Annotated in this window: 25 protein-coding genes; 18 read left to right on the top strand and 7 right to left on the bottom strand. The window is 66.1% G+C overall.

Going from position 1 to position 22,190, the window contains the following annotated elements; all coding sequences use genetic code 11:
* Nucleotides 1-35: 35 nt before the first annotated feature.
* Nucleotides 36-608: a LabA-like NYN domain-containing protein gene (locus ACFSGJ_RS04575; protein WP_390259815.1), complete on the bottom strand. Its 573-nt coding sequence runs from the start codon at nt 606-608 to the stop codon at nt 36-38.
* Between the two features lie 122 nt (nt 609-730).
* On the opposite strand from ACFSGJ_RS04575, the gene folK reads away from it, so the two are divergent.
* From folK to ACFSGJ_RS04515, 12 genes are all read left to right on the top strand, one after another.
* Nucleotides 731-1,306 carry a 2-amino-4-hydroxy-6-hydroxymethyldihydropteridine diphosphokinase gene (folK, locus tag ACFSGJ_RS04570; protein ID WP_390259814.1) on the top strand — a complete coding sequence of 192 codons (576 nt, stop codon included), beginning with the start codon at nt 731-733 and terminating at the stop codon, nt 1,304-1,306.
* An 81-nt stretch (nt 1,307-1,387) separates the two neighbouring features.
* A complete protein-coding gene (gene rpoZ / locus ACFSGJ_RS04565; protein ID WP_390259813.1) occupies nt 1,388-1,741 on the top strand; it encodes a DNA-directed RNA polymerase subunit omega in 354 nt (117 codons plus the stop codon).
* A gap of 51 nt (nt 1,742-1,792) precedes the next feature.
* Nucleotides 1,793-3,913, top strand: a complete 2,121-nt coding sequence (locus ACFSGJ_RS04560) for a RelA/SpoT family protein (RefSeq protein WP_390259812.1) — start codon at nt 1,793-1,795, stop codon at nt 3,911-3,913.
* A 24-nt stretch (nt 3,914-3,937) separates the two neighbouring features.
* The gene (locus ACFSGJ_RS04555) at nt 3,938-4,642 is read left to right on the top strand and encodes a DUF2062 domain-containing protein (protein WP_390259811.1); all 705 of its coding nucleotides are present in this window, start codon (nt 3,938-3,940) and stop codon (nt 4,640-4,642) included.
* Nucleotides 4,639-5,400, top strand: a complete 762-nt coding sequence (locus ACFSGJ_RS04550) for a pyridoxine 5'-phosphate synthase (RefSeq protein WP_390259810.1) — start codon at nt 4,639-4,641, stop codon at nt 5,398-5,400. The genes ACFSGJ_RS04555 and ACFSGJ_RS04550 overlap by 4 nt, the downstream gene beginning before the upstream one ends.
* Entirely contained in the window at nt 5,397-5,798 is a 402-nt protein-coding gene (gene acpS / locus ACFSGJ_RS04545) for a holo-ACP synthase (protein WP_390259809.1), read from the top strand. The genes ACFSGJ_RS04550 and acpS overlap by 4 nt, the downstream gene beginning before the upstream one ends.
* A 54-nt stretch (nt 5,799-5,852) precedes the next feature.
* On the top strand, nt 5,853-6,638 hold the full coding sequence (lepB, locus tag ACFSGJ_RS04540; protein ID WP_390259808.1) for a signal peptidase I: 786 nt from the start codon (nt 5,853-5,855) through the stop codon (nt 6,636-6,638).
* On the top strand, nt 6,635-7,324 hold the full coding sequence (rnc, locus tag ACFSGJ_RS04535; protein WP_390259807.1) for a ribonuclease III: 690 nt from the start codon (nt 6,635-6,637) through the stop codon (nt 7,322-7,324). Before lepB ends, rnc begins: the two co-directional genes overlap by 4 nt.
* Nucleotides 7,317-8,258: a GTPase Era gene (era, locus tag ACFSGJ_RS04530; RefSeq protein WP_390259806.1), complete on the top strand. Its 942-nt coding sequence runs from the start codon at nt 7,317-7,319 to the stop codon at nt 8,256-8,258. Before rnc ends, era begins: the two co-directional genes overlap by 8 nt.
* Nucleotides 8,259-8,588, top strand: a complete 330-nt coding sequence (locus ACFSGJ_RS04525; protein WP_390259805.1) for a DUF1491 family protein — start codon at nt 8,259-8,261, stop codon at nt 8,586-8,588.
* Nucleotides 8,589-8,655: 67 nt separating this feature from the next.
* On the top strand, nt 8,656-9,381 hold the full coding sequence (gene recO, locus ACFSGJ_RS04520) for a DNA repair protein RecO (RefSeq protein WP_390259804.1): 726 nt from the start codon (nt 8,656-8,658) through the stop codon (nt 9,379-9,381).
* An 87-nt stretch (nt 9,382-9,468) separates the two neighbouring features.
* Entirely contained in the window at nt 9,469-10,740 is a 1,272-nt protein-coding gene (locus ACFSGJ_RS04515) for an MFS transporter (RefSeq protein ID WP_390259803.1), read from the top strand.
* Here the strand turns inward: ACFSGJ_RS04515 and ACFSGJ_RS04510 are convergent.
* Entirely contained in the window at nt 10,715-12,400 is a 1,686-nt protein-coding gene (locus ACFSGJ_RS04510; protein ID WP_390259802.1) for an acyl-CoA dehydrogenase family protein, read from the bottom strand. The genes ACFSGJ_RS04515 and ACFSGJ_RS04510 overlap by 26 nt on opposite strands.
* Before the next feature lie 185 nt (nt 12,401-12,585).
* On the opposite strand from ACFSGJ_RS04510, the gene ACFSGJ_RS04505 reads away from it, so the two are divergent.
* On the top strand, nt 12,586-13,356 hold the full coding sequence (locus ACFSGJ_RS04505) for a sulfite exporter TauE/SafE family protein (RefSeq protein WP_390259801.1): 771 nt from the start codon (nt 12,586-12,588) through the stop codon (nt 13,354-13,356).
* A gap of 52 nt (nt 13,357-13,408) precedes the next feature.
* Here the strand turns inward: ACFSGJ_RS04505 and ACFSGJ_RS04500 are convergent, their stop codons facing one another.
* On the bottom strand, nt 13,409-15,007 hold the full coding sequence (locus ACFSGJ_RS04500; protein ID WP_390259800.1) for a phosphoenolpyruvate carboxykinase: 1,599 nt from the start codon (nt 15,005-15,007) through the stop codon (nt 13,409-13,411).
* Nucleotides 15,008-15,342: 335 nt separating this feature from the next.
* Here ACFSGJ_RS04500 and ACFSGJ_RS04495 point away from each other — a divergent pair, with 335 nt between their 5' ends.
* Genes ACFSGJ_RS04495 through ACFSGJ_RS04480 form a run of 4 tightly spaced genes read left to right on the top strand, consistent with a single transcriptional unit; the run spans nt 15,343 to nt 17,483 of the window.
* Nucleotides 15,343-15,777: an HPr kinase/phosphorylase gene (locus tag ACFSGJ_RS04495; protein ID WP_390259799.1), complete on the top strand. Its 435-nt coding sequence runs from the start codon at nt 15,343-15,345 to the stop codon at nt 15,775-15,777.
* 31 nt (nt 15,778-15,808) lie between these two features.
* Nucleotides 15,809-16,819 (top strand): RNase adapter RapZ, encoded by a 1,011-nt coding sequence (rapZ, locus tag ACFSGJ_RS04490; RefSeq protein WP_390259798.1) that lies wholly within the window; start codon nt 15,809-15,811, stop codon nt 16,817-16,819.
* Nucleotides 16,816-17,214, top strand: coding sequence for a PTS sugar transporter subunit IIA (locus ACFSGJ_RS04485; RefSeq protein WP_390259797.1), 399 nt, complete (start codon nt 16,816-16,818; stop codon nt 17,212-17,214). Before rapZ ends, ACFSGJ_RS04485 begins: the two co-directional genes overlap by 4 nt.
* A complete protein-coding gene (locus ACFSGJ_RS04480; protein WP_390259796.1) occupies nt 17,211-17,483 on the top strand; it encodes an HPr family phosphocarrier protein in 273 nt (90 codons plus the stop codon). Before ACFSGJ_RS04485 ends, ACFSGJ_RS04480 begins: the two co-directional genes overlap by 4 nt.
* 34 nt (nt 17,484-17,517) lie before the next feature.
* On the opposite strand, the gene ACFSGJ_RS04475 is transcribed toward ACFSGJ_RS04480, so the two are convergent.
* From ACFSGJ_RS04475 to ald, 4 genes are all read right to left on the bottom strand, one after another.
* On the bottom strand, nt 17,518-18,393 hold the full coding sequence (locus ACFSGJ_RS04475; RefSeq protein ID WP_390259795.1) for a 3-hydroxybutyryl-CoA dehydrogenase: 876 nt from the start codon (nt 18,391-18,393) through the stop codon (nt 17,518-17,520).
* 216 nt (nt 18,394-18,609) lie between these two features.
* On the bottom strand, nt 18,610-19,536 hold the full coding sequence (locus ACFSGJ_RS04470) for an electron transfer flavoprotein subunit alpha/FixB family protein (RefSeq protein ID WP_390259794.1): 927 nt from the start codon (nt 19,534-19,536) through the stop codon (nt 18,610-18,612).
* Nucleotides 19,536-20,297, bottom strand: a complete 762-nt coding sequence (locus ACFSGJ_RS04465) for an electron transfer flavoprotein subunit beta/FixA family protein (RefSeq protein ID WP_390259793.1) — start codon at nt 20,295-20,297, stop codon at nt 19,536-19,538. The genes ACFSGJ_RS04470 and ACFSGJ_RS04465 overlap by 1 nt, the downstream gene beginning before the upstream one ends.
* Before the next feature lie 116 nt (nt 20,298-20,413).
* Nucleotides 20,414-21,532: an alanine dehydrogenase gene (gene ald / locus ACFSGJ_RS04460; protein WP_390259792.1), complete on the bottom strand. Its 1,119-nt coding sequence runs from the start codon at nt 21,530-21,532 to the stop codon at nt 20,414-20,416.
* A gap of 145 nt (nt 21,533-21,677) precedes the next feature.
* On the opposite strand from ald, the gene ACFSGJ_RS04455 reads away from it, so the two are divergent.
* The gene (locus tag ACFSGJ_RS04455; RefSeq protein WP_390259791.1) at nt 21,678-22,136 is read left to right on the top strand and encodes an Lrp/AsnC family transcriptional regulator; all 459 of its coding nucleotides are present in this window, start codon (nt 21,678-21,680) and stop codon (nt 22,134-22,136) included.
* Nucleotides 22,137-22,190 lie beyond the last annotated feature (54 nt).

The raw sequence follows: 22,190 nt of genomic DNA, 5'->3' as shown, positions 1-22,190 counted from the left end.
TCGATCGTCCAGAGCGTCCGCCCCGGCCCCTGCCTTCAATTTTCGACAAGCTCGCTGTTGTCGCGTTCCGGGCGCACGTCGCGGGGCGGGCGGCCGATCACGTCGCGCAGCTCGTCCAGCTCGATGAAATTGTCGGCCTGCCGGCGCAGTTCATCCGCGATCATCGGCGGCTGGCTGCGGATGGTGGACACGACCGAGACACGGACACCCTGCCGCTGAAGGCTCTCGACCAAGGGGCGGAAATCGCCGTCGCCGGAAAAGAGCACGATATGATCCACCCGGGGCGCAAGCTCCATCGCGTCGACGGCAAGCTCGATGTCCATGTTGCCCTTGACCTTGCGGCGGCCCATGCTGTCCGTGTATTCCTTGGCCGGCTTCGTCACCATGGAAAAGCCGTTGTAATGCAGCCAGTCCACGAGCGGGCGAATGGGCGAATATTCCTCGGTATCCAGCAGGGCGGTGTAGTAAAAGGCGCGTAGCAGCTTTCCGCGCCGCATGAATTCCTGTCGCAATAGCTTGTAGTCGATGTCGAAACCAAGGGATTTCGCGGATGCGTAAAGGTTCGAGCCATCGATAAACAGCGCCAGCCGTTCATCCTTGTAAAACATAATCAACCTTTCCTGGCGGGCTCGTGGCATTGCGCCTGAGGTCGCCGAACACATACTCTAAGTATACATTAGGCGAATGTTAACACACTGCAAGACTCCGATTTTAATAGTCAGGAAAATCCGTGCCACAGATTAAAACCGCGCTCATCGCGCTTGGTTCCAATGAGGAACATGATGGAAAAGGGCCGGAAGAGACCCTGCGCGAGGCACTGCGCGTCCTGGCCGGCGGGGATGTTCAAGTTCATGAAGTCGCAAGGTTTTTCCGCACCCCCTGCTTTCCGGTGGGGGCGGGCCCCGACTATGTCAACTCGGCGGCGCGCCTGACCACGGTGCTTGCACCCGAGGCGCTTCTGGCGCGGTTGCACGCTGTCGAGGCAGAGTTCGGACGTGTGCGCAGGAAACGCTGGGGCGTGCGTACGCTCGACCTCGATCTTCTGGCCTGGGGGGACGCGGTCCTGCCGGACCGGAACGTCTGGCGCGACTGGCATGACCTGCCGCCCGAGGATCAGGCGGTGCGCGCGCCCGACCGGCTGATCCTGCCGCATCCGCGCCTGCAGGACCGGGCCTTCGTTCTGGTTCCGCTCTGCGATATCGCGCCCGACTGGCGTCATCCGGTTCTGGGCCGCACCGCCCGCGAACTGCGTGACGCCCTGCCTGCGGGGGCGCTTGAGGATGTCGTCGCGATCCCGGATCCGTGAAGATGTGCAATCTTGCCTTGTCAAGGTCATTCTGAGGGCATAGAAGGGGCGCTCCATACCCCTCCCTTATTGGAGTCGCTCATGGCCCGCGTGACGGTTGAAGACTGCGTTGACAAGGTTCCGAACCGGTTCGAGCTGGTGATGCTCGCTGCCCATCGCGCGCGTGAAATCGCCGCCGGTGGTCCGCTGACGGTGGATCGCGACAACGACAAGAACCCGGTCGTCGCCCTGCGCGAGATCGCCGAGGAAACCCAGTCGGCCGAGGCGCTGCGCGAGCGTCTGATCGAAAGCAACCAGACCCAGATCGAGGTCGACGAGCCAGAGGAAGACCAGATGGTCATGCTGATGGGGGCCGAGACCGACCGTCCGGCGCAGGACGACCTGTCGGAGGAAAAACTGCTCCGCGCGCTGATGGAAGCGCAGGGCCGGGGCTGAGCCGGGTAACGCGGGGACGGGGCCGGCACGGCCCTTCGGAAAGCGGTCCAGATGATCGACGTCGAAGACCTGATCGCCCTCGTCCGCAACTACAACCCGCGTACAAACGATGATCTGATCCGGCGCGCCTATGCCTATGGCGCGCAGATGCATGAGGGGCAGAAACGCCATTCGGGCGAGCCCTATTTTACCCATCCCGTCGCCGTCGCCGCGATCCTGACCGAGATGCGGCTTGATGACGCCACGATCGTGACGGCACTTTTGCATGACACGATCGAGGATACCAAATCCACCTGGTCCGAGATCGCACGGCTTTTCAGCGAGGAAATCGCCGATCTTGTCGACGGGGTGACCAAGCTTACCAACCTTCAGCTGTCGAGTTCCGAGGCCAAGCAGGCCGAGAACATGCGCAAGCTGCTGATCGCGATGTCGCGCGACCTGCGGGTGATCCTGGTCAAGCTCGCCGACCGTCTGCACAACATGCGCACGATCAAGTCCATGCGCCCGGAAAAGCAGGCGCAGAAGGCGCGCGAGACGATGGAGATCTTTGCCCCCCTGGCCGGCCGCATGGGGATGCAATGGATGCGCGAGGAGCTGGAGGACCTGTCGTTCCGGGTTCTCAACCCCGAGGCGCGCAACTCGATCATCCGCCGCTTCATCACGCTTCAGCGCGAAACCGGCGACGTGGTGCACAAGATCACCAACGACATCCGGCTGGAGCTTGAAAAGGCGGGGATCGAGGCGGACGTCTATGGCCGGGCCAAGAAGCCCTATTCGATCTGGCGCAAGATGCGGGAAAAGGAACTGGGCTTTTCCCGGCTCTCGGACATCTACGGCTTTCGGGTCATCACCCATGACGTGGCCGATTGCTACCGGGTGCTCGGCCTGATCCATACCCGCTGGCGTGCGGTGCCGGGGCGGTTCAAGGATTATATTAGCCAGCCCAAGTCGAACGGCTACCGTTCGATCCACACCACCGTGTCGGGGCGTGACGGCAAGCGGGTCGAGGTGCAGATCCGCACCCGCCAGATGCATGAGGTGGCCGAGGCCGGGGTCGCCGCCCATTGGGCCTATCGCGACGGCGTGCGCACCCGGAACCCCTTTGCGGTCGATCCCGCGAAATGGATATCGACCCTGACCGAACGTTTCGATCAGGCCGAGGACCATGACGAGTTTCTTGAGCATGTGAAGCTTGAGATGTATTCCGACCAGGTCTTCTGCTTCACGCCCAAGGGCGATGTGATCCAGTTGCCGCGCGGGGCGACACCGCTCGATTTCGCCTATGCGATCCACACGCGGATCGGCAATTCCTGCGTCTCGGCCAAGGTGGACGGGCTGCGCGTGCCGCTCTGGACGCGGCTCAAGAACGGGCAGTCGGTCGAGATCATCACCGCCGAGGGGCAGCGCCCGCAGGCCAGCTGGATCGACATCGTGGTGACGGGACGCGCCAAGGCCGCGATCCGCAAGTCGCTGCGCGAAGAGGACAACCAGCGCTTCGTGCGGCTGGGGCAGGAACTCGCCCGCGTGGCCTTTGAACATGTCGGCAAGAAGGTCACCGACAAGGCGCTGCGCACCGCCGCCCGGATGCTCGGCATCGGCGACGAGATCGACCTGCTGGCCCGGATCGGCAGCGCCGAGATCACGGCGCGCAAGGTCGTCGTCACGCTTTACCCCGAACTGGCCGCCGCCCGCCCCGATGAGGTCGACGCAAAGCGCCCCGTCGTGGGCCTGTCGCCCGAGCAGCCCTTCCGCCGCGCCGATTGCTGCCAGCCCGTGCCGGGGGAACGGATCGTGGGCATCACCTATCGGGGGCAGGGGGTCGTCGTCCATGCCATCGACTGCCCCGCGCTGGAAGAGTTCGAGGAACAGCTTGACCGTTGGGTGGACCTGCAATGGCAGGGGGGGCGACATCCTGTCGCAAACACCGTGACACTGGAGGTCACGATCAGCAATCACAGCGGCGTTCTGGGCCGGATCTGCACCTTGATCGGTGAGCAGAAGGCAAATATCTCGGATCTTAACTTCGTGGATCGCAAGCCCGATTATTATCGCCTTCTTGTAGACGTGGACGTGCGGGATGTGGAACATCTCCATGCCGTGATGACGGCGCTTGAGGCGGAAAGCGATGTGGCGGAACTCGACCGTCACCGGGACCTGAGCAGAAAGCCCTGAACCGGGGCCGACAAGGGGGCGAGCTTGGTTTTCAGACGACGCAGCAAACGTTCCTGGGGCCAGGCCGTGGTCGAGTTCTTCTATCCCCGGGGGGGCTGGGGCCGCGCGATCAGCTATATGCGCCACCGTCTGGGCCGGCTGCCCGACGCACCCCATCGCATTGCGCGCGGAATATTCGCGGGGGTCTTCGTTTCGTTCACCCCGCTTTTCGGGTTCCACTTCATCCTTGCGGTGCTGATTGCCTGGGCGATCCGCGGGAATGTGATCGCGGCGCTCATCTCCACCTTCTTCGGCAATCCCCTCACCTTTCCGATCATCATGACCGTCTCGATCGAACTGGGGAACTGGATGCTGGGCAACAGCGGCGGGATGCCCCTGCCGCAGGTCGTGGCGGCCTTTGCCCGCGCCTCGGTCGAGTTCTGGCACAACATCCAGTCGACCTTCACCGCCGATGTGGCCCATTGGGACAACCTGTCGCGGTTCTTCTGGCGGGTGTTCCTGCCCTATCTGATCGGCGGGCTGCTGCCGGGGCTGATCTGCGCCTTCGGCTGCTATTACCTCAGCCTGCCGGTGATCGGGGCCTACCAGAAGCGGCGCAAGAAAAAGCTGCGCGAACGGATCGACCGGATGCGGCAGGCCATTTCGGCGCAGGACCCGCTGCTTGCCGATCCCGCGCATGTAGAGCATTTTCCCGACAACCTTCCCCGCAAACCCGGAGCAGAGGAATGACCACCACCGCAGCGGCCGGCAGACTGAGGCTTGGCGTGAACATCGACCACGTGGCGACCGTGCGGAACGCCCGCGGCGGCGACTGGCCCGACCCGGTGCGCGCCGCCCGCCTGGCCGAGGCCGCCGGGGCTGACGGCATCACCGCCCATCTGCGTGAGGACCGGCGCCATATCACCGACCGCGACATCGAACGGCTGATGGAGGGGCTGACCCTGCCGCTTAACTTCGAGATGGCGGCGACGCCGGAAATGCAGGCGATCGCGCTGCGCCACCGCCCCCATGCGGTCTGCATCGTCCCCGAACGGCGTGAGGAACGGACGACCGAGGGCGGGCTCGATGTCGCGCGCGACGACAACCGGCTGGCCGAGTTCATCGCGCCCCTGCGCGAGGCCGGATGCCGGGTCTCGATGTTCATCGCCGCCGACGCGGCGCAGGTCGAGGCCTCGGCCCGGATCGGCGCGGCGGTGGTGGAGCTGCATACCGGCGCCTATTGCGAACTCCATGCCGAGGGTCGTCTGGCCGAGCGTGACGCCGAACTCGCCCGCCTGCGGGACATGGCCGCCCATGCCCATGCCCTGGGGCTGGAGGTTCACGCGGGCCACGGCCTGACCTATGAAACCGTAGGCCCGGTCGCCGCGCTGCCACAGGTGATGGAGCTGAACATCGGCCATTTCCTGATCGGCGAGGCTATCTTTACCGGCCTAGACACAGCCATCGCCGAAATGCGCCGCTGCATGGATGCGGCGCGCGCGGCATGATCCTTGGCATCGGCACCGACCTTGCGAATATAGAGCGGATCGAGGCGACGCTTGCCAGGTTCGGCGACCGCTTCCGCGCCCGGGTCTTTACCGAGATCGAATTGCGCAAGGCCGCCCGCCGCCGCGACGAGGCCGGGACGCTCGCCAAGCGGTGGGCCGCCAAGGAGGCCTGTTCCAAGGCGCTCGGCACCGGGCTTGCCATGGGCATTTCCTGGAAGGACATGGGCGTCGCGAACCTGCGCAGCGGCCAGCCGACCATGCATCTGACCGGCTGGGCCGCCGACCGTCTGGCCGCGATGACGCCCCCGGGCCATGAGGCCTTGGTGCATGTCACCCTGACCGACGATCACCCATGGGCGCAGGCCTTCGTGGTGATCGAGGCGCGCCCGCTTGCTTGACTCCCCGGCGTGCGCGCCGCATTTAGCCCCCATCATCCAAAAGGCAGGACCATCATGGCAAGCAAGGCAGGCAAGGACAGTGGCGTCGTCGAGACGATCAAGACGATCGTTTACGCCTTGCTCATCGCGGGGGTGTTCCGCACGCTCTTCTTTCAGCCGTTCTGGATTCCCTCCGGCTCGATGAAGGACACGCTGCTGATCGGCGATTTCCTTTTCGTGAACAAGATGGCCTATGGCTATTCCCGCTATTCCTGCCCCTTCGCGATCTGCCCGATCTCGGGCCGTATCTTCGGGTCGGAACCCGAACTGGGCGATGTGATCGTCTTTCGCCACCCGGTGACGGGCGCGGATTTCATCAAGCGGCTCGTGGGCGCGCCGGGGGATACGGTGCAGATGCGCGACGGCGTTCTTTACCTGAACGGCGAGGCGCTGCCGCAGGAACCCGCCGGCACGTTCGAGGAAGTCTACGAACGCCAGGGCCCCTTGGGCACGCCGCCGCGCTGCGAAAATGCGCCGGTGGGCGAGGGCGACATCTGCACCAACACCCGCCTGCGCGAAACCTTCCCCTCGGGGCGCAGCCACACCATCCTGAACACCGACATGAGCTTTGCCGACAACACGCCGCTGTTCACGGTGCCCGAGGGACATTATTTCTTCGTGGGCGACAACCGCGACAACAGCCAGGACAGCCGCTTTCCGCAGGCCGTGGGCGGCGTGGGCTTCGTTCCCTACGAAAACATCATCGGCCGGGCGGACCGCGTGGTCTTTTCTTCGGCGGGGCGTTCCATGCTCTATTTCTGGACATGGCGGTCGGACCGGTTTTTCACGAGGATCGAGTGAAACTTTCCGCGGACCTTCGGGCCTTCGAGGATCGGATCGGGCACAGATTTGCCAATCCGGAACTGCTGCTTGAGGCGGTGACGCATTCCTCGCTCTCCTCGCCGACCCGGCCCGACAACCAGCGGCTGGAATTTCTGGGCGACCGGGTGCTGGGCCTCGTTCTGGCCGAGGCGCTGCTCGATGCCGACCCGGGCGCGAACGAGGGCCAGCTTGCGCCCCGCTTCAACGCGCTGGTCCGCAAGGAAAGCTGTGCCGCCGCCGCCCGGGACGTGGGGCTGGGCGAGGTGCTCAAGCTGGGCCGGTCCGAGATGATGTCGGGGGGGCGGCGCAAGGAGGCCCTTCTGGGGGACGCGATGGAGGCCGTGATCGCCGCCGTCTATGTCGATGCGGGCTTTGACGCCGCGCGCGCGATGATCCTGCGGATCTGGGGCGGGCGCGTGGGCGAGGTCGCGGCGGATGCCCGTGACGCCAAGACCGCACTGCAGGAATGGGCGCAGGCGCGCGGGCAACTGCCCCCCACCTATACCGAGGTGGAACGGCAGGGCCCCGATCACGCGCCGCAATTCACGGTCGAGGTCCGGCTGGGCTCGGGCGAAACGGAACAAGCGACCGCCGGCGCCAAGCGGCAGGCGGAACAGGCCGCGGCGCGGACGCTGCTGGCACGGTTGGAGAAACGCGATGACTGAGAACACGGGGACTGAGAATACGGGGACCGGGAACACGCGGGCGGGTTTTGTCGCCCTTATCGGCGAGCCCAATGCGGGCAAGTCCACCCTTTTGAACCGGATGGTGGGGGCCAAGGTCTCGATCGTCACGCATAAGGTGCAGACCACCCGCGCCCGCATCCGCGGCGTCGCGATGGAGGGGCAGGCGCAGATCGTCTTTGTCGATACGCCCGGCCTCTTCCGCCCCCGCCGCCGGCTGGACCGGGCGATGGTCGCCGCCGCCTGGGGCGGTGCGGCGGATGCCGATATCGTGCTTCTGATGGTCGAGGCGCATCGCGGCCTGACCGAGGGCACGCAGGCGATCATCGACGCGTTGCAGGAACGGGTGGGCGAACGCCCCGTGGGCCTTGTGATCAACAAGATCGACCGGGTGCAGGCCGAGGTTCTGCTGGGCCTCGCCCAGCGGCTGAACGAGGCCTTTCCGTTCGAAAAGACCTTCATGATCTCGGCCGAGCGTGGGCATGGCGTGGGTGACCTGCGCGAATGGCTGGCCGCGGAACTCCCCGAGGGGCCGTGGCTTTACCCTGAGGATCAGATCGCCGACCTGCCGATGCGGATGATCGCCGCCGAAATCACGCGCGAAAAGCTCACCCTGCGCCTGCATGAGGAACTGCCCTACCAGTTGACGGTCGAGAGCGAGAAATGGGAGGACCGGCCCGACGGCTCGGCCCGGATCGACCAGATCGTCTATGTCGCCCGCGACGGGCACAAGGGGATCGTGCTGGGCAATCGCGGCGAGACGATCAAGGCGATCGGGCAGGCGGCCCGGGCCGAGATCGCCGAGTTTCTGGGCCGTCCCGTCCACCTCTTCCTGCAGGTCAAGGTGCGTCCGAACTGGCTGGAAGAGGCCGAACGCTATTCCGAGATGGGGCTCGACTTCAAGGACGGCGCCTAGGTGCGGCTGACCTCCGGCTTCTGGGTCGAGGCGTATCTGACGCGGCTGCGGCTTGCCGCGATCCCGGCCTATGTGACGGCGCGGGGCGATGCGACGGCGGGCGCCGTGGCGGTCAAGGTCGCGACGCTGGACGGGCAGGCCCGGGCCTATGAACGCAGCTATGACCTGATGCGCGACGAACGCCGCTGGATCGTGATGGCCGAAGGCGCCGAGTCCGAGGTGGACGCCGCCCTTGTCCGCGCGCGGTCGCGCGACCCCGATCTCTGGATCATCGAGCTTGAGGACCGCGCCGGCCGGCACCTGCTGGATCAGGAGGGGCTGAGCGGCTGAGGCTCCGATCCCTCTGCGGCCCCTTCCCGGGGCTTGCAGTGGCGGTGCAGGCGGGCATAGTCGCGGGATGGACTGGCGGGATGAGGGCTTCTTGCTCTCGATGCGGCCGCATGGCGAAACGGCGGCGATCATCGAGGTTTTCACGCCCCAGCGGGGGCGTCACGCCGGTGTCGTGCGGGGCGGCGGCGGGCGTCGCATGGCGCCCGTTCTGCAACCGGGAGCGCAGCTCTCGCTGCACTGGCGCGCACGGCTGGAGGATCATCTGGGCGCGTTCACGGTCGAGCCGCTGCGCCAGCGCGCCGCGAATGTGCTGGGCGACCGGCTGGCGCTTGCCGCGCTGTCCTCGGTCTGCGCGCTTCTCTCTTTCACATTGCCCGAACGTGCGCCGCATCCGGGGCTTTACAATCGGACGCAGGGGCTCCTTGACCAGATAACCGGCGCGGGCGGGCAGGACTGGACGACCGGCTACCTGCATTGGGAACTCGCCCTGCTGGAAGAAATGGGCTTCGGCCTCGATCTCGGCCGCTGCGCCATTCTGGGAACGCGCGACGATCTCGCCTTCGTCTCTCCCCGCAGCGGCCGGGCCGTCAGCCGGGCGGGGGCGGGGGACTGGGCGCCACGGCTCTTGCCCCTTCCTGCGGGCCTTCTGGGGCAGGGACCGATGCCGCCGGCCGATCTGGCGCAGGGGCTGCAGCTTACGGGGCACTTCCTGGCGCAGAACCTTGCGCCTGCCCTTGGCAACCGCCCCCTGCCCGAGGCGCGGCGACGGCTGGTCGATCTGCTGTCGCGCTGAGACCCTACCGCCCGCAACGCGCCGAAACCGACCCCGCGCGTCGCCCATGGACCAGACCCGGCGCCCGACGCCGGGATTTCTGGGGGCATGTTCGAACGTTCGATCCCTGAATGGCTGCGCCATAGCCCGACACCCGGCGCGCGCGGCTTTGCGCTGCTGTCGGGGATGGAGTCGATGGTCCGGGGGCTTCTCGTCTCGGTCTATCCGCTGGCGATGTATCAGGTCTTTCAGGATGCGGGCCTTGTGTCACGGCTCTATTTCATCGTGGGGGTCGTGTCGCTGGTGGCGGGGCTGATGGTGCCCTGGGCGACACGGTTCCTGCCCCGGCGCTGGATGTATACGGCGGGCATTTTCTGCGCGCTTGCGGCCAATCTTTCCGGGATCATGGGCGGGGCATGGACGGCGCTTGCGCTGCTTCTTTCGACCGTCGCGACGGTGACGATCTTTGTCTGTCTCAACGCCTATGTTCTCGACTACATCGCCAAGGCCGAGTTGCAGCGGACCGAGACCCTGCGGATGTTCTATTCGGCGCTGGCCTGGACCATGGGGCCGGTGACGGGCGTGTGGCTGATGAAGCTCTGGCCGCCGGCGCCGTTTCTGGCATCTTCGGTCGCGGCCCTCGCGCTTCTGGCGGTGTTCTGGGCGATGCGGCTCGGCAATGGACGGCTGATCGTGCGGGCGCGGGCGCCGGCCCCCAACCCGCTGGCCTATCTGCCACGCTTTCTGGCGCAGCCCCGGCTGGTCGCGGGCTGGCTTTTCGCGGTGCTGCGGTCCTGCGCCTGGTGGGGGTATATCGTCTATCTGCCGATCTATGCGGTCGAGGCCGGCCTCGGCGACCGGATCGGCGGCATCGCGCTGTCGCTGACGAACGGGCTCTTGTTCGCGACGCCGCTGATGCTGCGCTGGATGCAGTGCCATTCGGTGCGGGTGGCGGTGCGGACGGGCTTCGCGCTGGCGGGCACCGGCTTTCTGGCGGCAGCGCTGGCGCCCTTGCCATGGCTGACGGTCGCCTGCCTGATGGCGGCCTCGGTCTTTCTGATCCTGCTGGACATAAGCGGCGGGCTGCCGTTCCTCCTCGCCGTCAAGCCGTCGGAGCGGACCGAGATGAGCGCGGTCTATTCCAGCTACCGCGATGTGTCGGGCATCCTGACGCCGGGGATCGGCGCGCTGATCCTTCTGGCGGCGCCGGTCTCGGGGATCTTCGCGGCGGTGGGCGTCGGCCTTTGGGGGGCGTGGGCCATTGCGGGGCGGTTGCATCCGCAGCTTGGGACCGCGCCGGCCCACCGCGCTTTGACCCGCCGCGCCCTGACCCGTCCCGCGTCGGAAACGGCAGTCAGCCGATCAGCCGACGCGCGATGACCTGCGCCTGAATCTCGGCCGCGCCCTCGAATATGTTGAGGATGCGCGCATCGCACAGGATGCGGCTGATCGGGTATTCCAGCGCAAAGCCGTTCCCGCCATGGATCTGCAACCCGTTATCCGCCGCCGCCCAGGCGACCCGGGCCCCCAGAAGCTTGGCCATCCCCGCCTCCAGGTCGCAGCGCCGCCCCGCATCCTTTTCGCGGGCGCTGAAATAGGTCAGCTGCCGCGCGATCATGATCTCGACCGCCATCAGCGCGAGCTTGTTCGCGACGCGCGGAAAGGCGATCAGCGGCTTGCCGAACTGCCGCCGTTCGGTGGCATAGCGCAGCGCCACCTCCATCGCGTTCTGCGCGACCCCGATCGCCCGGGCGGCGGTCTGGATGCGCGCGCTTTCAAAGGTCTGCATCAGTTGCTTGAAGCCCTGACCTTCGGCCCCGCCCAGAAGGTTTTCGGCAGGCACCCGGAAGCCGTCGAACCCAAGCTCGTATTCCTTCATGCCGCGATAGCCCAGCACCCCGATCTCTCCGCCGCTCATGCCCGGGGTGGGGAAGGGGGTGTCATCGGTCCCCGGTTCCTTTTCCGCCAGAAACATGGACAGGCCGCGATAATCGTCGGTGGCGGGGTCGGTCCGCGCGAGCAGCGTCATCACATGGGCGCGGGCCGCATGGGTGATCCAGGTCTTGTTGCCGGTGATGCGCCAGTTCTCGCCATCGCGCACGGCGCGGGTCCGCAACGCGCCGAGGTCCGAGCCGGTGTTCGGCTCGGTGAACACGGCGGTCGGCAGGATCTCCCCGCTTGCCAGCCGGGGCAGCCACTGCGCCTTTTGCGCATCCGTGCCACCGCAAAGGATCAGTTCCGCCGCGATCTCGGACCGGGTGCCAAGACTGCCCACGCCGATATAGCCGCGGCTCAGTTCCTCGGACACCACGACCATCGCGGTCTTGGGCAGGCCGAGGCCGCCATATTCCTCGGGGATGGTCAGGCCGAAGACGCCCATTTCGGCCAGCGCCCCGATCACCTCCATCGGGATCAGGCTGTCGGTCAGGTGCCAGTCATGGGCGTGCGGGATGACGCGATCCTCGGCAAAGCGGCGGAACTGCTCGCGGATCATCTCGGCCTCGTCGTCGAGACCCGTCGCGCCGAATGTGGCCCGGCCCGCGTTCTGCTGCAGAAGATCGGCCAGCCTGCGCCGCGCCGCAGCACTGTTGCCCTCGCGGCGCAGGCGCGCGACAGCGCCCTCATCGGCAAGGGTCAGGTCCAGATCGGCCCCCAGATCCGCCCCCAGATCCTGCGGCCGCGCGAATTCATGCGGGCTCATCGGGATGCCGCCCGCGATCTGGTTGAGGTATTCGCCAAAGCCCACCTGCAGGATCAGCGCCTCGGCCTCACCCAGCGCGCCCCGGGCCTGCAAGCCGTCCGCCCAAAGGTGCAGTTGCCGCAGCGCCTCGGCCGTCGTGGCAAGCCAGGCGAGCGCATGGGTCTCGTGCTGGTAAAGCTCCATCAGCACCGGATCGGACCGGCCGTCCGGGGCCACGAGCGCCCGCACCCGGTCTGTCGCCCGGTCCAGCAGGGATTGCAGTGGCGGCAGCGCGGCACCGCTCAGCCCGAGGATATCGTCCAGCCGAAATCCCTCACCCAGATCCTGACCATCCGCCATGTTTGCCCCCGCATGTTGCCGGCTTCACAGATAGGGCCTTCGCAGGTGCAGCGCAACTTTAATTCTTAAAGAAGCGCAAGGAAGCATCAAAGTTTCCCGCAGAAATTGCGCTGTTCCTCTGGCTCCCGCCGCGCTAGAGCGGCAAAAACAGCACCGCGCGAGAGCGAGAGAAATCGGGGGACGGGATGCACTACCTCATGGCCGGGCTGGAGCCCTGGGTCTTCTGGCTCGCCATCGCCATCACGCTGTTCGGCGGGATCGTCAAGGGCGCGGTCGGCTTTGCGATGCCGATGATCGTGATTTCGGGCTTCAGTTCCATCATGCCGGCGGAGCTTGCGCTGGCGGGTCTGATCCTGCCGACGCTTGCGACCAATATCAGCCAGGCCTTCCGGCAAGGGGCAGCCGCTGCCTGGGGGTCGGTCCGCGACTACTGGCGGATGATCCTGCTTATCTCGATCTTCATCCTGATCAGCGCGCAGTTCATGCCGCAGATCCCCGCAGGCGTGCTTTACCTGATCCTCGGCGTGCCGATCACCGGCTATGCGGCTCTTGAACTTCTCGGGCGCCAGCTCCGGTTCCGGATCGAGCATCGGCGCCGGGCCGAGGTCGCGACGGGCATCGTCGGCGGGCTTTACGGCGGGATCTCGGGTGTCTGGGGGCCGCCGGTCCTTGTTTATCTGCTCTCGATCGGGGCGCCCAAGGCCGACGTGATCCGCGTGCAGGGGGTCATCTTTCTGATCGGCGCGGTCGTCCTGCTGGTGGCGCATATGCAGTCGGGCGTGGTGAACGCGGTGACGCTGCCGTTTTCCGCCGCGATGATCCTGCCGGGGATGGTGGGGCTCTGGCTGGGATACGGCCTGCAGGACCGGCTGGACGCCGCCCGGTTCCGGCGCTGGACGCTCGTCGTGCTGGCCCTGACGGGGCTGAACCTGATCCGGCGCGCGCTGATGATGTAACCCATGAAAAAAGCCCCGGCGAACCGGGGCTTTTCCGCATGTCTGCCGCGCCTCAGCCGATCGCCGCGGCCTTCACGTCGTCGTCGATATGCGGGACATATTGGGCAAAGTTGTCGGCGAACATGCCCACCAGCTTTTTCGCCTGCGCATCATAGGCGGCCGCGTCGGCCCAGGTGCTGCGCGGGTCCAGAAGGCTGTCATCGACCCCGGGAACCGAGACCGGAACCTCAAAGCCGAAATTCGGATCCTTGCGGAACTGCGCATTTCCGAGCGAGCCGTCGAGTGCCGCGGTCAGCAGGGCGCGCGTCGCCTTGATCGGCATCCGCCGTCCCGTGCCATAGGCGCCGCCGGTCCAGCCGGTATTCACCAGCCAGCAGGTCGCGCCATGCGCCGCAATCTTTTCCTGCAGCAGCTTGCCATAGACCTCGGGGCGGCGGGGCATGAAGGGGGCGCCGAAACAGGTGGAGAAGGTCGGCTCCGGCTCGACCACGCCACGTTCCGTGCCCGGCGTCTTGGAGGTGAAGCCCGACAGGAAGTGATACATCGCCTGCGCCGGCGTGAGCCGCGCGATGGGCGGCAGCACACCGAACACATCGCAGGTCAGCATGATGATGTTCTTGGGATGACCGCCCAAGGCTGCCTCGCTCGCGTTCGAGATATAGTCGAGCGGATAGGCGCAGCGCATGTTCTCTGTCAGGCTGCTGTCGGCGAAGTCGAGCTCCAGCGTCTCCGGGTCATAGACCATGTTCTCGATCACCGTGCCAAAGCGCGAGGTGGTCGCATAGATCTCGGGCTCCGCCTCGGCGCTCAGGTTGATGGTCTTGGCATAGCACCCACCCTCGAAGTTGAAGGTGCCGCGCTCGGACCAGCCATGTTCGTCGTCGCCGATCAGCACGCGGTCCGGGTCGGCGGAAAGCGTGGTCTTGCCGGTGCCCGAAAGGCCGAAGAAGATCGCCGTGTCGACCGGATTGCCGGGCGCATGGTTGGCCGAGCAATGCATCGGCATGATCCCCTTTTCCGGCAGCAGGTAGTTCAGCAGCGTAAAGACCGATTTCTTGTTCTCGCCCGCATAGGCCGTGCCGCCGATCAGGATCAGCTTGCGGTCGAAGTTTAGCGCGATGACCGTGCCCGACCGGCAACCATGACGCTCCGGCTCGGCGGTGAAGCTCGGGCAGTTGATGATCGTCCAGTCGGGAACAAAGCCCGCCAGTTCCTCGCGCGCGGGGCGGCGCAGCAGGTGGCGGATGAAAAGCCCGTGCCAGGCGAGTTCCGTGACCACGCGGACATCCAGCCGGTGCGCCGGGTCCGCACCGCCAAACAGGTCCTGAACGAAATAGTCGCGCCCCTTCATATGGGCGATCATGTCGTCATAAAGAACGTCGAAGGCTGCCGGGGCCATCGGCTTGTTGTTTTCCCACCAGATGGTGTTTTCCACCGACGGCGTGCGCACGACGAACTTGTCCTTGGGGGAACGGCCCGTGTGGCTGCCGGTGCTGACGAGGAACGCGCCGCCCTTGCCCAGCTTGCCTTCGCCACGGCGGAGCGCCTCTTCCACCAGGGCGGGCTCGATGAGGTTGTAATGGACCTCGCCCAGTCCGTTAATTCCCTGATCCTCAAGGCGATGGGCTGGATTCACGTATCCCTTGGTCATCTGCAAGCTCCCGGTTCCGCCGCACTGGCGGCCTTTACGAGGTAAAGTCACGGCGCCCCTGCACGGTTCCGGCGCCGGCCGGCAAGAAACTATCTTCCGGCCCCACGGCTATAACATGCCATTTCTGACAGGGAACAGAAGGGTTTGGCTCCGTTAGCGCAACCATTTCGGGGTTAGCGCAACCATGCGCGATGATGCGCCAATCTTCACCGGAGTTTTACCTCTGGCGGCTCGACTGCATCGAAACGGGGCGGATGTGGTTCCGCTGTGACGGTCGCGGCTGATTCGGCGCACGGGGGCTTTTCTTCTGCGGCGCGGCATGGGATGGCATGAGGATGCAGAAGAGCGATGGCCAGTCTCCATTGGTGCTTCATGCCAGCTGCGTGGCCTGGAAGGGGCGCGGCCTGATCCTTGTCGGGCCGTCGGGGTCGGGCAAATCCACGACCGCGCTGCACCTCATGGCCTTTGGCGCCGATCTGGTGGCCGATGACCGGACCGAGCTTTTCAGTAGCGACGGTCTGTGGGCCCGCGCGCCCGACGCGATCCGGGGGCTGATCGAGGCGCGGGGCATGGGCCTGTTGTCCGCCCGAACGGCCGGCCCGGTGCGCGTGGCGCTGGTCGCAGATCTGGGCCGGGCCGAGGATCAGCGCCTGCCCCCCCATCGCACCGTCACATTTCTGGGAGAAACGCTTCCGCTCGTGCTCTGCGGCGGCGGGGGGCCTTATCCTGCGGCGCTTTTGCAATATCTGAAAGAGGGACGGAGTGCCTGAGATGCCACCCCCCGATAGGCCGGAACCCCAGATGCCAGCAGATGAAGCGACCGCCCCGATGAGCCCGGGGCCACATGACCCCATTCCGAAAGCGCCGGATATCGCCCCGGCGACGCCGGACCGCTGCGAGCCCGTTACCGCGGACCCCCGCGCCGCCCAGCGGCTGGTCCTTGTGACCGGCCCGTCGGGGGCTGGCCGGTCCACCGCGATCAATGCGCTGGAGGATCTGGGCTATGAGGTGATCGACAACCTGCCGCTAAGCCTCGTGCCGCGCCTGCTCGAAGGACCGCCGCTCAGCCGGCCGCTGGCCCTGGGGATCGACGTGCGCAACCGCGATTTCAGCACCGACGCCCTGACCGAGATGATCGGCATCCTGACCCGCCATCCCGGCATCGCGCCCGAGGTTCTCTATCTCGACTGTGCGCCCGAAACGCTGATCCGGCGATACTCGGAAACACGGCGGCGCCACCCGCTGGCCCCGGTTGAACAACCCGCGCTCGGGATCGGGCGGGAAATCGAGCTGCTGGCGCCCCTGCGCGACCGGGCCGATGTGCTGATCGACACGACCGGCCTGTCGCCCCATGACCTGCGCGCGGAAATGGCACGCTGGTTCGACCATGGCGCCACGGCGCGGCTGGCCGTGTCCGTCCATTCGTTTTCCTACAAGCGCGGCGTGCCGGCGGGGGTCGATGTGGTCTTTGACTGCCGCTTCCTGCAGAACCCCTATTGGGTCGAGGCGCTGCGCCCGCTCGATGGCCGGGACCCGCAGGTGGGCGCGTATGTGGGGGCCGATCCGCGCTTTGCCGAGTTCTTTGACCGGGTGGCCGGGCTGACCGGCCTGATGCTGCCCGCGCAACTGCAAGAGGGGCGCACCCATGTCGCCATAGCCTTCGGTTGCACGGGCGGGCAGCATCGTAGCGTATTCTTGACCGAAAAACTGGCAGCAACCCTTGCGGAGGCCGGTTGGCAAGTGTCTAAAAGACACAGGGAACTTGAACGGCGGGTTTCAGCCCCCGGAGCTTTGACAGGTGGGAAGGCGTGATCGGAATCGTGATCGTCGCACATGGTGGTTTGGCAAGAGAATATCTTGCGGCGGTCGAACATGTCGTCGGCAAGCAATCCGGCGTCGTGGCCATCTCGATCGAGGATAACCATGACCGTGCGGCCAAGCAGGCCGAGATCTGTAACGCCGCCGATACGGTCGATCAGGGCGACGGGGTGATTGTAGTCACCGACATGTTCGGCGGCTCGCCCTCGAACCTCTCGCTCATGGCCTGCGTTCCGGCGAACCGGCGCATCCTTTACGGCGCGAACCTGCCCATGCTCATCAAGCTTGCGAAGTCGCGTCAGCAGACCGTGCCCGACGCGGTCGCCCATGCGCTTGAGGCCGGGCGCAAATATATCAACAGCATGGATTTCGGGGCAGGCAAGGCATGACGGTGGAACGCGAGCTGAAGATCGTGAACGAAAAAGGTCTTCATGCGCGTGCCAGCGCCAGGTTCGTCGAGGTGGTCGAGGCCCATGACGCCAGCGTCGAGGTCAGCCGCGACGGCATGTCGGTCTCGGGTGATTCGATCATGGGTCTTCTGATGCTGGGCGCCGCGCGCGGCAGTTCCATCACCATCGCCACATCGGGGGCCGAGGCCGAATCCCTCGCCGAGGCGCTGGAAAAGCTTGTCGCGAACCGCTTCGGCGAGGATTACTGAGCCCGCCAGAGCCTGGTCTCTGTCCCGGCAGGGATCACCGGGTCGGAACCGGCACCTCGCCCCGATAGTCATAGAAACCCCGCTGGGTCTTGCGGCCCAGCCAGCCGGCCTCGACATATTTCACCAGAAGGGGGCAGGGGCGGTATTTCGTATCCGCCAGCCCGTCATGCAGCACGTTCATGATCGCAAGGCAGGTGTCGAGCCCGATGAAATCCGCGAGTTCCAGCGGCCCCATCGGGTGGTTCGCCCCGAGCTTGAGCGATTCGTCGATGGATTTGACCGACCCCACGCCTTCATAAAGCGTATAGACCGCCTCGTTGATCATCGGCATCAGGATGCGGTTCACGATGAAGGCCGGGAAATCCTCGGCGCTGGCGGCGGTCTTGCCCAGCTTTTCCACCACCTGATGCAGGGTCTTGTAGGTCTCGTCATCGGTGGCGATGCCCCGGATCAGCTCGACCAGCTGCATCACCGGCACGGGGTTCATGAAGTGAAAGCCCATGAACTTTTCCGGCCGGTCGGTCCGGCTCGCCAGCCGCGTGATCGAGATCGAAGAGGTGTTCGATGTCAGGATCGTTTCCGGCTTCAGATGCGGCAGCAGGTCCTCGAAGATCGCGGCCTTGACAGTTTCGCGCTCGGTCGCGGCCTCGATGATCAGGTCGCACTGGCCAAGGTCGGTCAGGGTCAGCGTCGTGCGGATGCGGCCCCGGGCGGCCTGATGCTCTTCGGGGGTGATCTTGCCCCGGCTCGCCTGCCGTTCCAGATTGCGGTCGATCAGCGTCAGCGCCTTGTCCAGCGCCGCCTGAGAGATGTCGGTCAGCAGAACGTCATATCCGGCCAGCGCAAAGACATGGGCGATCCCGTTGCCCATCTGCCCCGCGCCAACAACGCCAACCGACCGAATTTCCATGCCGTCATTCCCCTCGGGTTTTCCGGCCCGACCATAGGCCCGGCCTGCCCACCGGTGCAAGACCGGCAAGTCAAAAGATCACCGGCGCAAGGCGGGAAGGGCAAGACAGCGGCGAAAGGCCGGGATCATGACGGGCAAGGACGCGCAGGCGGCGCAGGGCGCGGCCCACGCAAAACGGCCCGCCAGGGCGGGCCGTTGCGACAGATGCCGTTGGGCTCAGAGCTTTTCGGTCAGTTCCGGCAGGATCTGGAACAGGTCGCCTACCAGACCATAATCGGCCACCTGGAAGATCGGGGCCTCTTCGTCCTTGTTGATGGCGACGATGATCTTGCTGTCCTTCATCCCGGCAAGGTGCTGGATCGCGCCGGAAATGCCTACGGCGATGTAAAGCATCGGCGCCACGACCTTGCCGGTCTGGCCCACCTGCCAGTCGTTCGGGGCATAGCCGCTGTCCACCGCCGCCCGGCTTGCGCCCACGGCGGCGCCCAGCTTGTCGGCGAGCTTTTCGATCAGCGCGAAATTCTCCTCGGACCCGATGCCGCGCCCGCCCGACACCACGATCCCGGCCGAGGTCAGCTCGGGCCGGTCGCTTGCGGCGACCTTGTCCTCCACCCATTCCGACAGACCGGCGGCGGCGGGGCCTGAGACGGTTTCGACCGGGGCCGGACCGCCCTGACCTGCCGCCTCGAACGCGGTGGTGCGCAGCGTCGCCACCTTGACCGCATCGCCCGATTTCACCGTCTGCACGGCGTTCCCGGCATAGATCGTCCGCTCGAACGTGTCGGCATCCTTGATCGCGGTCACGTCCGAAATCACCATCACGTCCAAAAGCGCGGCCACCCGCGGCAGCACGTTTTTCGCGCTGACGGTCGAGGGCGCGAGGATATGGCCATAGCCCCCGGCCAGCGACACGACCAGATCGGCCAGCGGTTCGGCCAGCGCCTTGCCATAGGCCGCGTCGTCGGCGCAGAGCACCTTTGCGACGCCATCAAGCCCCGCCGCAGCCTCGGCCGCCGCAGCGCAGCCCTGACCGGCGACCAGCACCGTCACCTCGCCCAGCGATTTCGCCGCCGTGACCGCCTTGGCCGTCGCATCCAGCGCAAGCTCCACGCCATTCAGTTCCGCGAGAAGAAGAACAGCCATCAGATCACCCCCGCTTCGTCTTTCAGTTTCGAGATCAGCTCATCGACCGAGCCGACCTTGATGCCTGCCTTGCGGCCCGCCGGTTCGGTCGTGCTGACGACCGTCAGGCGCGGGGTGACATCGACGCCGTAATCGGCGGCGGTCTTTTCCTCCAGCGGCTTTTTCTTGGCCTTCATGATGTTCGGAAGGCTCGCATAGCGCGGCTCGTTCAGACGCAGGTCGGCGGTGACGATGGCGGGCAGCTTGACCCGGATCGTCTGCAATCCGCCATCGACCTCGCGCGTGACGGTGGCCTGGTCGCCCTCGACGGCAAGCTCCGACGCATAGGTCGCCTGGCTCCAGCCCAGAAGCGCCGCCAGCATCTGCCCGGTCGCGTTCATGTCGTTGTCGATGGCCTGCTTGCCCGCGATGACAAGGCCCGGCGCCTCATCCGCGACGACCTTGGCCAGCAGCTTGGCGACCGCCAGCGGCTCGATATCCTGATGCACATCCTCGGCGGCGACGATCAGGATCGCGCGGTCGGCCCCCATCGCGAGCGCGGTCCGCAGCGTTTCCTGCGCCTGCTTCACGCCGATGGACACGACCACGACCTCGGATGCCGCGCCCTTTTCCTTGAGCCGAATCGCCTCTTCGACGGCGATCTCGTCAAAGGGGTTCATCGACATCTTGACGTTCGCCAGATCGACGCCGGACCCGTCCGATTTCACCCGGACCTTCACGTTATAGTCGATCACCCGCTTTACGGGCACCAAAACCTTCATCGGTCTGCTTCTCCCATCGTTGCGCCCTTTCGGGGGCTCTCGCAACTTTGTTAGCGGGTCGGGGGCGGGGGCAACAGCGCAAAATCGACCCTTCCCCGCCCCACGACGCCGCGTTTTTACTGCTTGAGCGCAAGCCGGGGCGACAGCACGTCTATCCCCAGCGCCCGACCCACCGCCGCATAGGTCAGATGGCCCGCATGGGTGTTGAGCCCCGCCAGCAGATGCGGGTCTTCCTCGCAGGCGGTGCGCCATCCCTTGTCGGCCAGCGCCAGCATGAAGGGCATGGTCGCGTTCCCCAGCGCAAGCGTCGATGTCCGCGCCACCGCCCCCGGCATGTTCGCGACGCAGTAATGCAGGATGCCGTCCACCTCATAGATCGGGTCCTCATGCGTGGTGGGGCGCGAGGTCTCGAAACAGCCGCCCTGGTCGATCGCCACATCGACGATCGCCGCGCCGGGCTTCATCGTCGTCAGCTGCGCGCGCGTGACAAGCTTTGGCGCCGCTGCCCCCGGGATCAGCACGGCGCCGATCACCATATCGGCCTCGGCCACCAGTTCGGCGGTGTTGCCCGCGCTGGCATAGCGGGTGCGGAACGTGCCCCCGAACACATCGTCCAGATAGCGCAGCCGGGGCAGCGCACGGTCGAGCACGGTCACATCCGCCCCCATTCCCGCCGCGACCCGCGCCGCATGGGTGCCGACGACCCCGCCGCCGATCACCACCACCCGGGCGGGCGAAACGCCCGGCACGCCGCCCAAAAGGACACCGCGCCCGCCATTGGCCTTTTGCAGCGTCCAGGCGCCCACCTGCGGCGCCAGCCGCCCCGCGACCTCGGACATGGGCGCCAGCAGCGGCAGCCCGCCCTGCGCATCCGTCACCGTTTCATAGGCAATCGCCGTCACGCCGCTTTCCAGCAGGTCGCGCGTCTGGTCCGGATCGGGGGCAAGATGCAGATAGGTGAAGAGGACCTGACCGGCGCGAAGGCGCGCGCGCTCCTCTGCCTGCGGCTCCTTGACCTTCACGATCATTTCCGCCTCGGCAAAGACCTCCTGCGCCGTGTCGGCCAGCCTCGCCCCGGCCCCGGTATAGTCGTCATCGCCGAACCCCGCGCCCTGGCCCGCGCCACGCTCCACCAGAACCGAATGGCCATGGGCCACGGCCTCGCGCACGGCATGGGGCGTCAGGCCGACGCGGTATTCCTGCGGCTTGATCTCTCTCGGGCAACCGATCTTCATTGGGTCCTCCTCCCGTTGGCTCCTCTTGTGGCGGCATTATGACGCAAGGCTCGGGCAAGTATCACCGAACGCGGCTGGCGCCGGCACGGTTTCGTGGTAGACCCTTCGACAAACGACCCCGAAACCGGCAGGAGATTGCAGCAACATGTCCCTCGACGCCACGGACCGCCGCATCCTGACCGTTCTGCAGCGGCAGGGGCGGATCTCGAACGCCGAACTGGCGGAACGGGTGAACCTCTCGGCCTCGGCCTGCCACAGGCGGGTGCAGCGGCTGGAATCCGACGGCTATATCCGGGACTATGTCGCGCTGCTCGACGCCCGCAAGATGGGACGGCCCACCACGGTTTTCGTGGAAATCACGCTGTCGGGTCAGGCCGATGAGGTGCTGGATGCCTTTGAACGCGAAGTCGCGCGCATCCCCGATGTGCTCGAATGTCACCTGATGGCGGGCACGGCGGATTACCTGCTCAAGGTGCTGGCCGAGGATACCGAGGATTTCGCGCGCATCCACCGCCAGTATCTGGCCCGCCTGCCGGGCGTGGCGCAGATGCAGTCGTCCTTTGCCCTGCGCACGGTCTGCAAGACCACAGCGATTCCCGTATGATTCCGGTCTGACCCGTCGCCCAAATGAAAAACCCCCGCAGCCGGGCTACGGGGG

Origin of the sequence: Halodurantibacterium flavum (genome assembly GCF_042681825.1) — a bacterium.
In the GTDB taxonomy this organism is placed as follows: domain Bacteria; phylum Pseudomonadota; class Alphaproteobacteria; order Rhodobacterales; family Rhodobacteraceae; genus Halodurantibacterium; species Halodurantibacterium flavum.
The sequence above is the reverse complement of the archived record's forward strand: the minus strand, read 5'-3'. Positions and strand labels throughout refer to the sequence as shown.

Coding starts and splice junctions, on each gene's coding strand:
- rapZ (WP_390259798.1), top strand. CDS start 15,809: ATGCCAGCAGATGAAGCGACCGCCCCGATGAGCCCGGGGCCACATGAC.
- acpS (WP_390259809.1), top strand. CDS start 5,397: ATGATCCTTGGCATCGGCACCGACCTTGCGAATATAGAGCGGATCGAG.
- ACFSGJ_RS04495 (WP_390259799.1), top strand. CDS start 15,343: ATGCAGAAGAGCGATGGCCAGTCTCCATTGGTGCTTCATGCCAGCTGC.
- rpoZ (WP_390259813.1), top strand. CDS start 1,388: ATGGCCCGCGTGACGGTTGAAGACTGCGTTGACAAGGTTCCGAACCGG.
- ACFSGJ_RS04515 (WP_390259803.1), top strand. CDS start 9,469: ATGTTCGAACGTTCGATCCCTGAATGGCTGCGCCATAGCCCGACACCC.
- ACFSGJ_RS04550 (WP_390259810.1), top strand. CDS start 4,639: ATGACCACCACCGCAGCGGCCGGCAGACTGAGGCTTGGCGTGAACATC.
- ACFSGJ_RS04455 (WP_390259791.1), top strand. CDS start 21,678: ATGTCCCTCGACGCCACGGACCGCCGCATCCTGACCGTTCTGCAGCGG.
- ACFSGJ_RS04500 (WP_390259800.1), bottom strand. CDS start 15,007: ATGACCAAGGGATACGTGAATCCAGCCCATCGCCTTGAGGATCAGGGA.
- ACFSGJ_RS04575 (WP_390259815.1), bottom strand. CDS start 608: ATGTTTTACAAGGATGAACGGCTGGCGCTGTTTATCGATGGCTCGAAC.
- ACFSGJ_RS04560 (WP_390259812.1), top strand. CDS start 1,793: ATGATCGACGTCGAAGACCTGATCGCCCTCGTCCGCAACTACAACCCG.
- ACFSGJ_RS04475 (WP_390259795.1), bottom strand. CDS start 18,393: ATGGAAATTCGGTCGGTTGGCGTTGTTGGCGCGGGGCAGATGGGCAAC.
- ACFSGJ_RS04510 (WP_390259802.1), bottom strand. CDS start 12,400: ATGGCGGATGGTCAGGATCTGGGTGAGGGATTTCGGCTGGACGATATC.
- era (WP_390259806.1), top strand. CDS start 7,317: ATGACTGAGAACACGGGGACTGAGAATACGGGGACCGGGAACACGCGG.
- lepB (WP_390259808.1), top strand. CDS start 5,853: ATGGCAAGCAAGGCAGGCAAGGACAGTGGCGTCGTCGAGACGATCAAG.
- ACFSGJ_RS04505 (WP_390259801.1), top strand. CDS start 12,586: ATGCACTACCTCATGGCCGGGCTGGAGCCCTGGGTCTTCTGGCTCGCC.
- ACFSGJ_RS04465 (WP_390259793.1), bottom strand. CDS start 20,297: ATGAAGGTTTTGGTGCCCGTAAAGCGGGTGATCGACTATAACGTGAAG.
- ald (WP_390259792.1), bottom strand. CDS start 21,532: ATGAAGATCGGTTGCCCGAGAGAGATCAAGCCGCAGGAATACCGCGTC.
- recO (WP_390259804.1), top strand. CDS start 8,656: ATGGACTGGCGGGATGAGGGCTTCTTGCTCTCGATGCGGCCGCATGGC.
- ACFSGJ_RS04470 (WP_390259794.1), bottom strand. CDS start 19,536: ATGGCTGTTCTTCTTCTCGCGGAACTGAATGGCGTGGAGCTTGCGCTG.
- ACFSGJ_RS04480 (WP_390259796.1), top strand. CDS start 17,211: ATGACGGTGGAACGCGAGCTGAAGATCGTGAACGAAAAAGGTCTTCAT.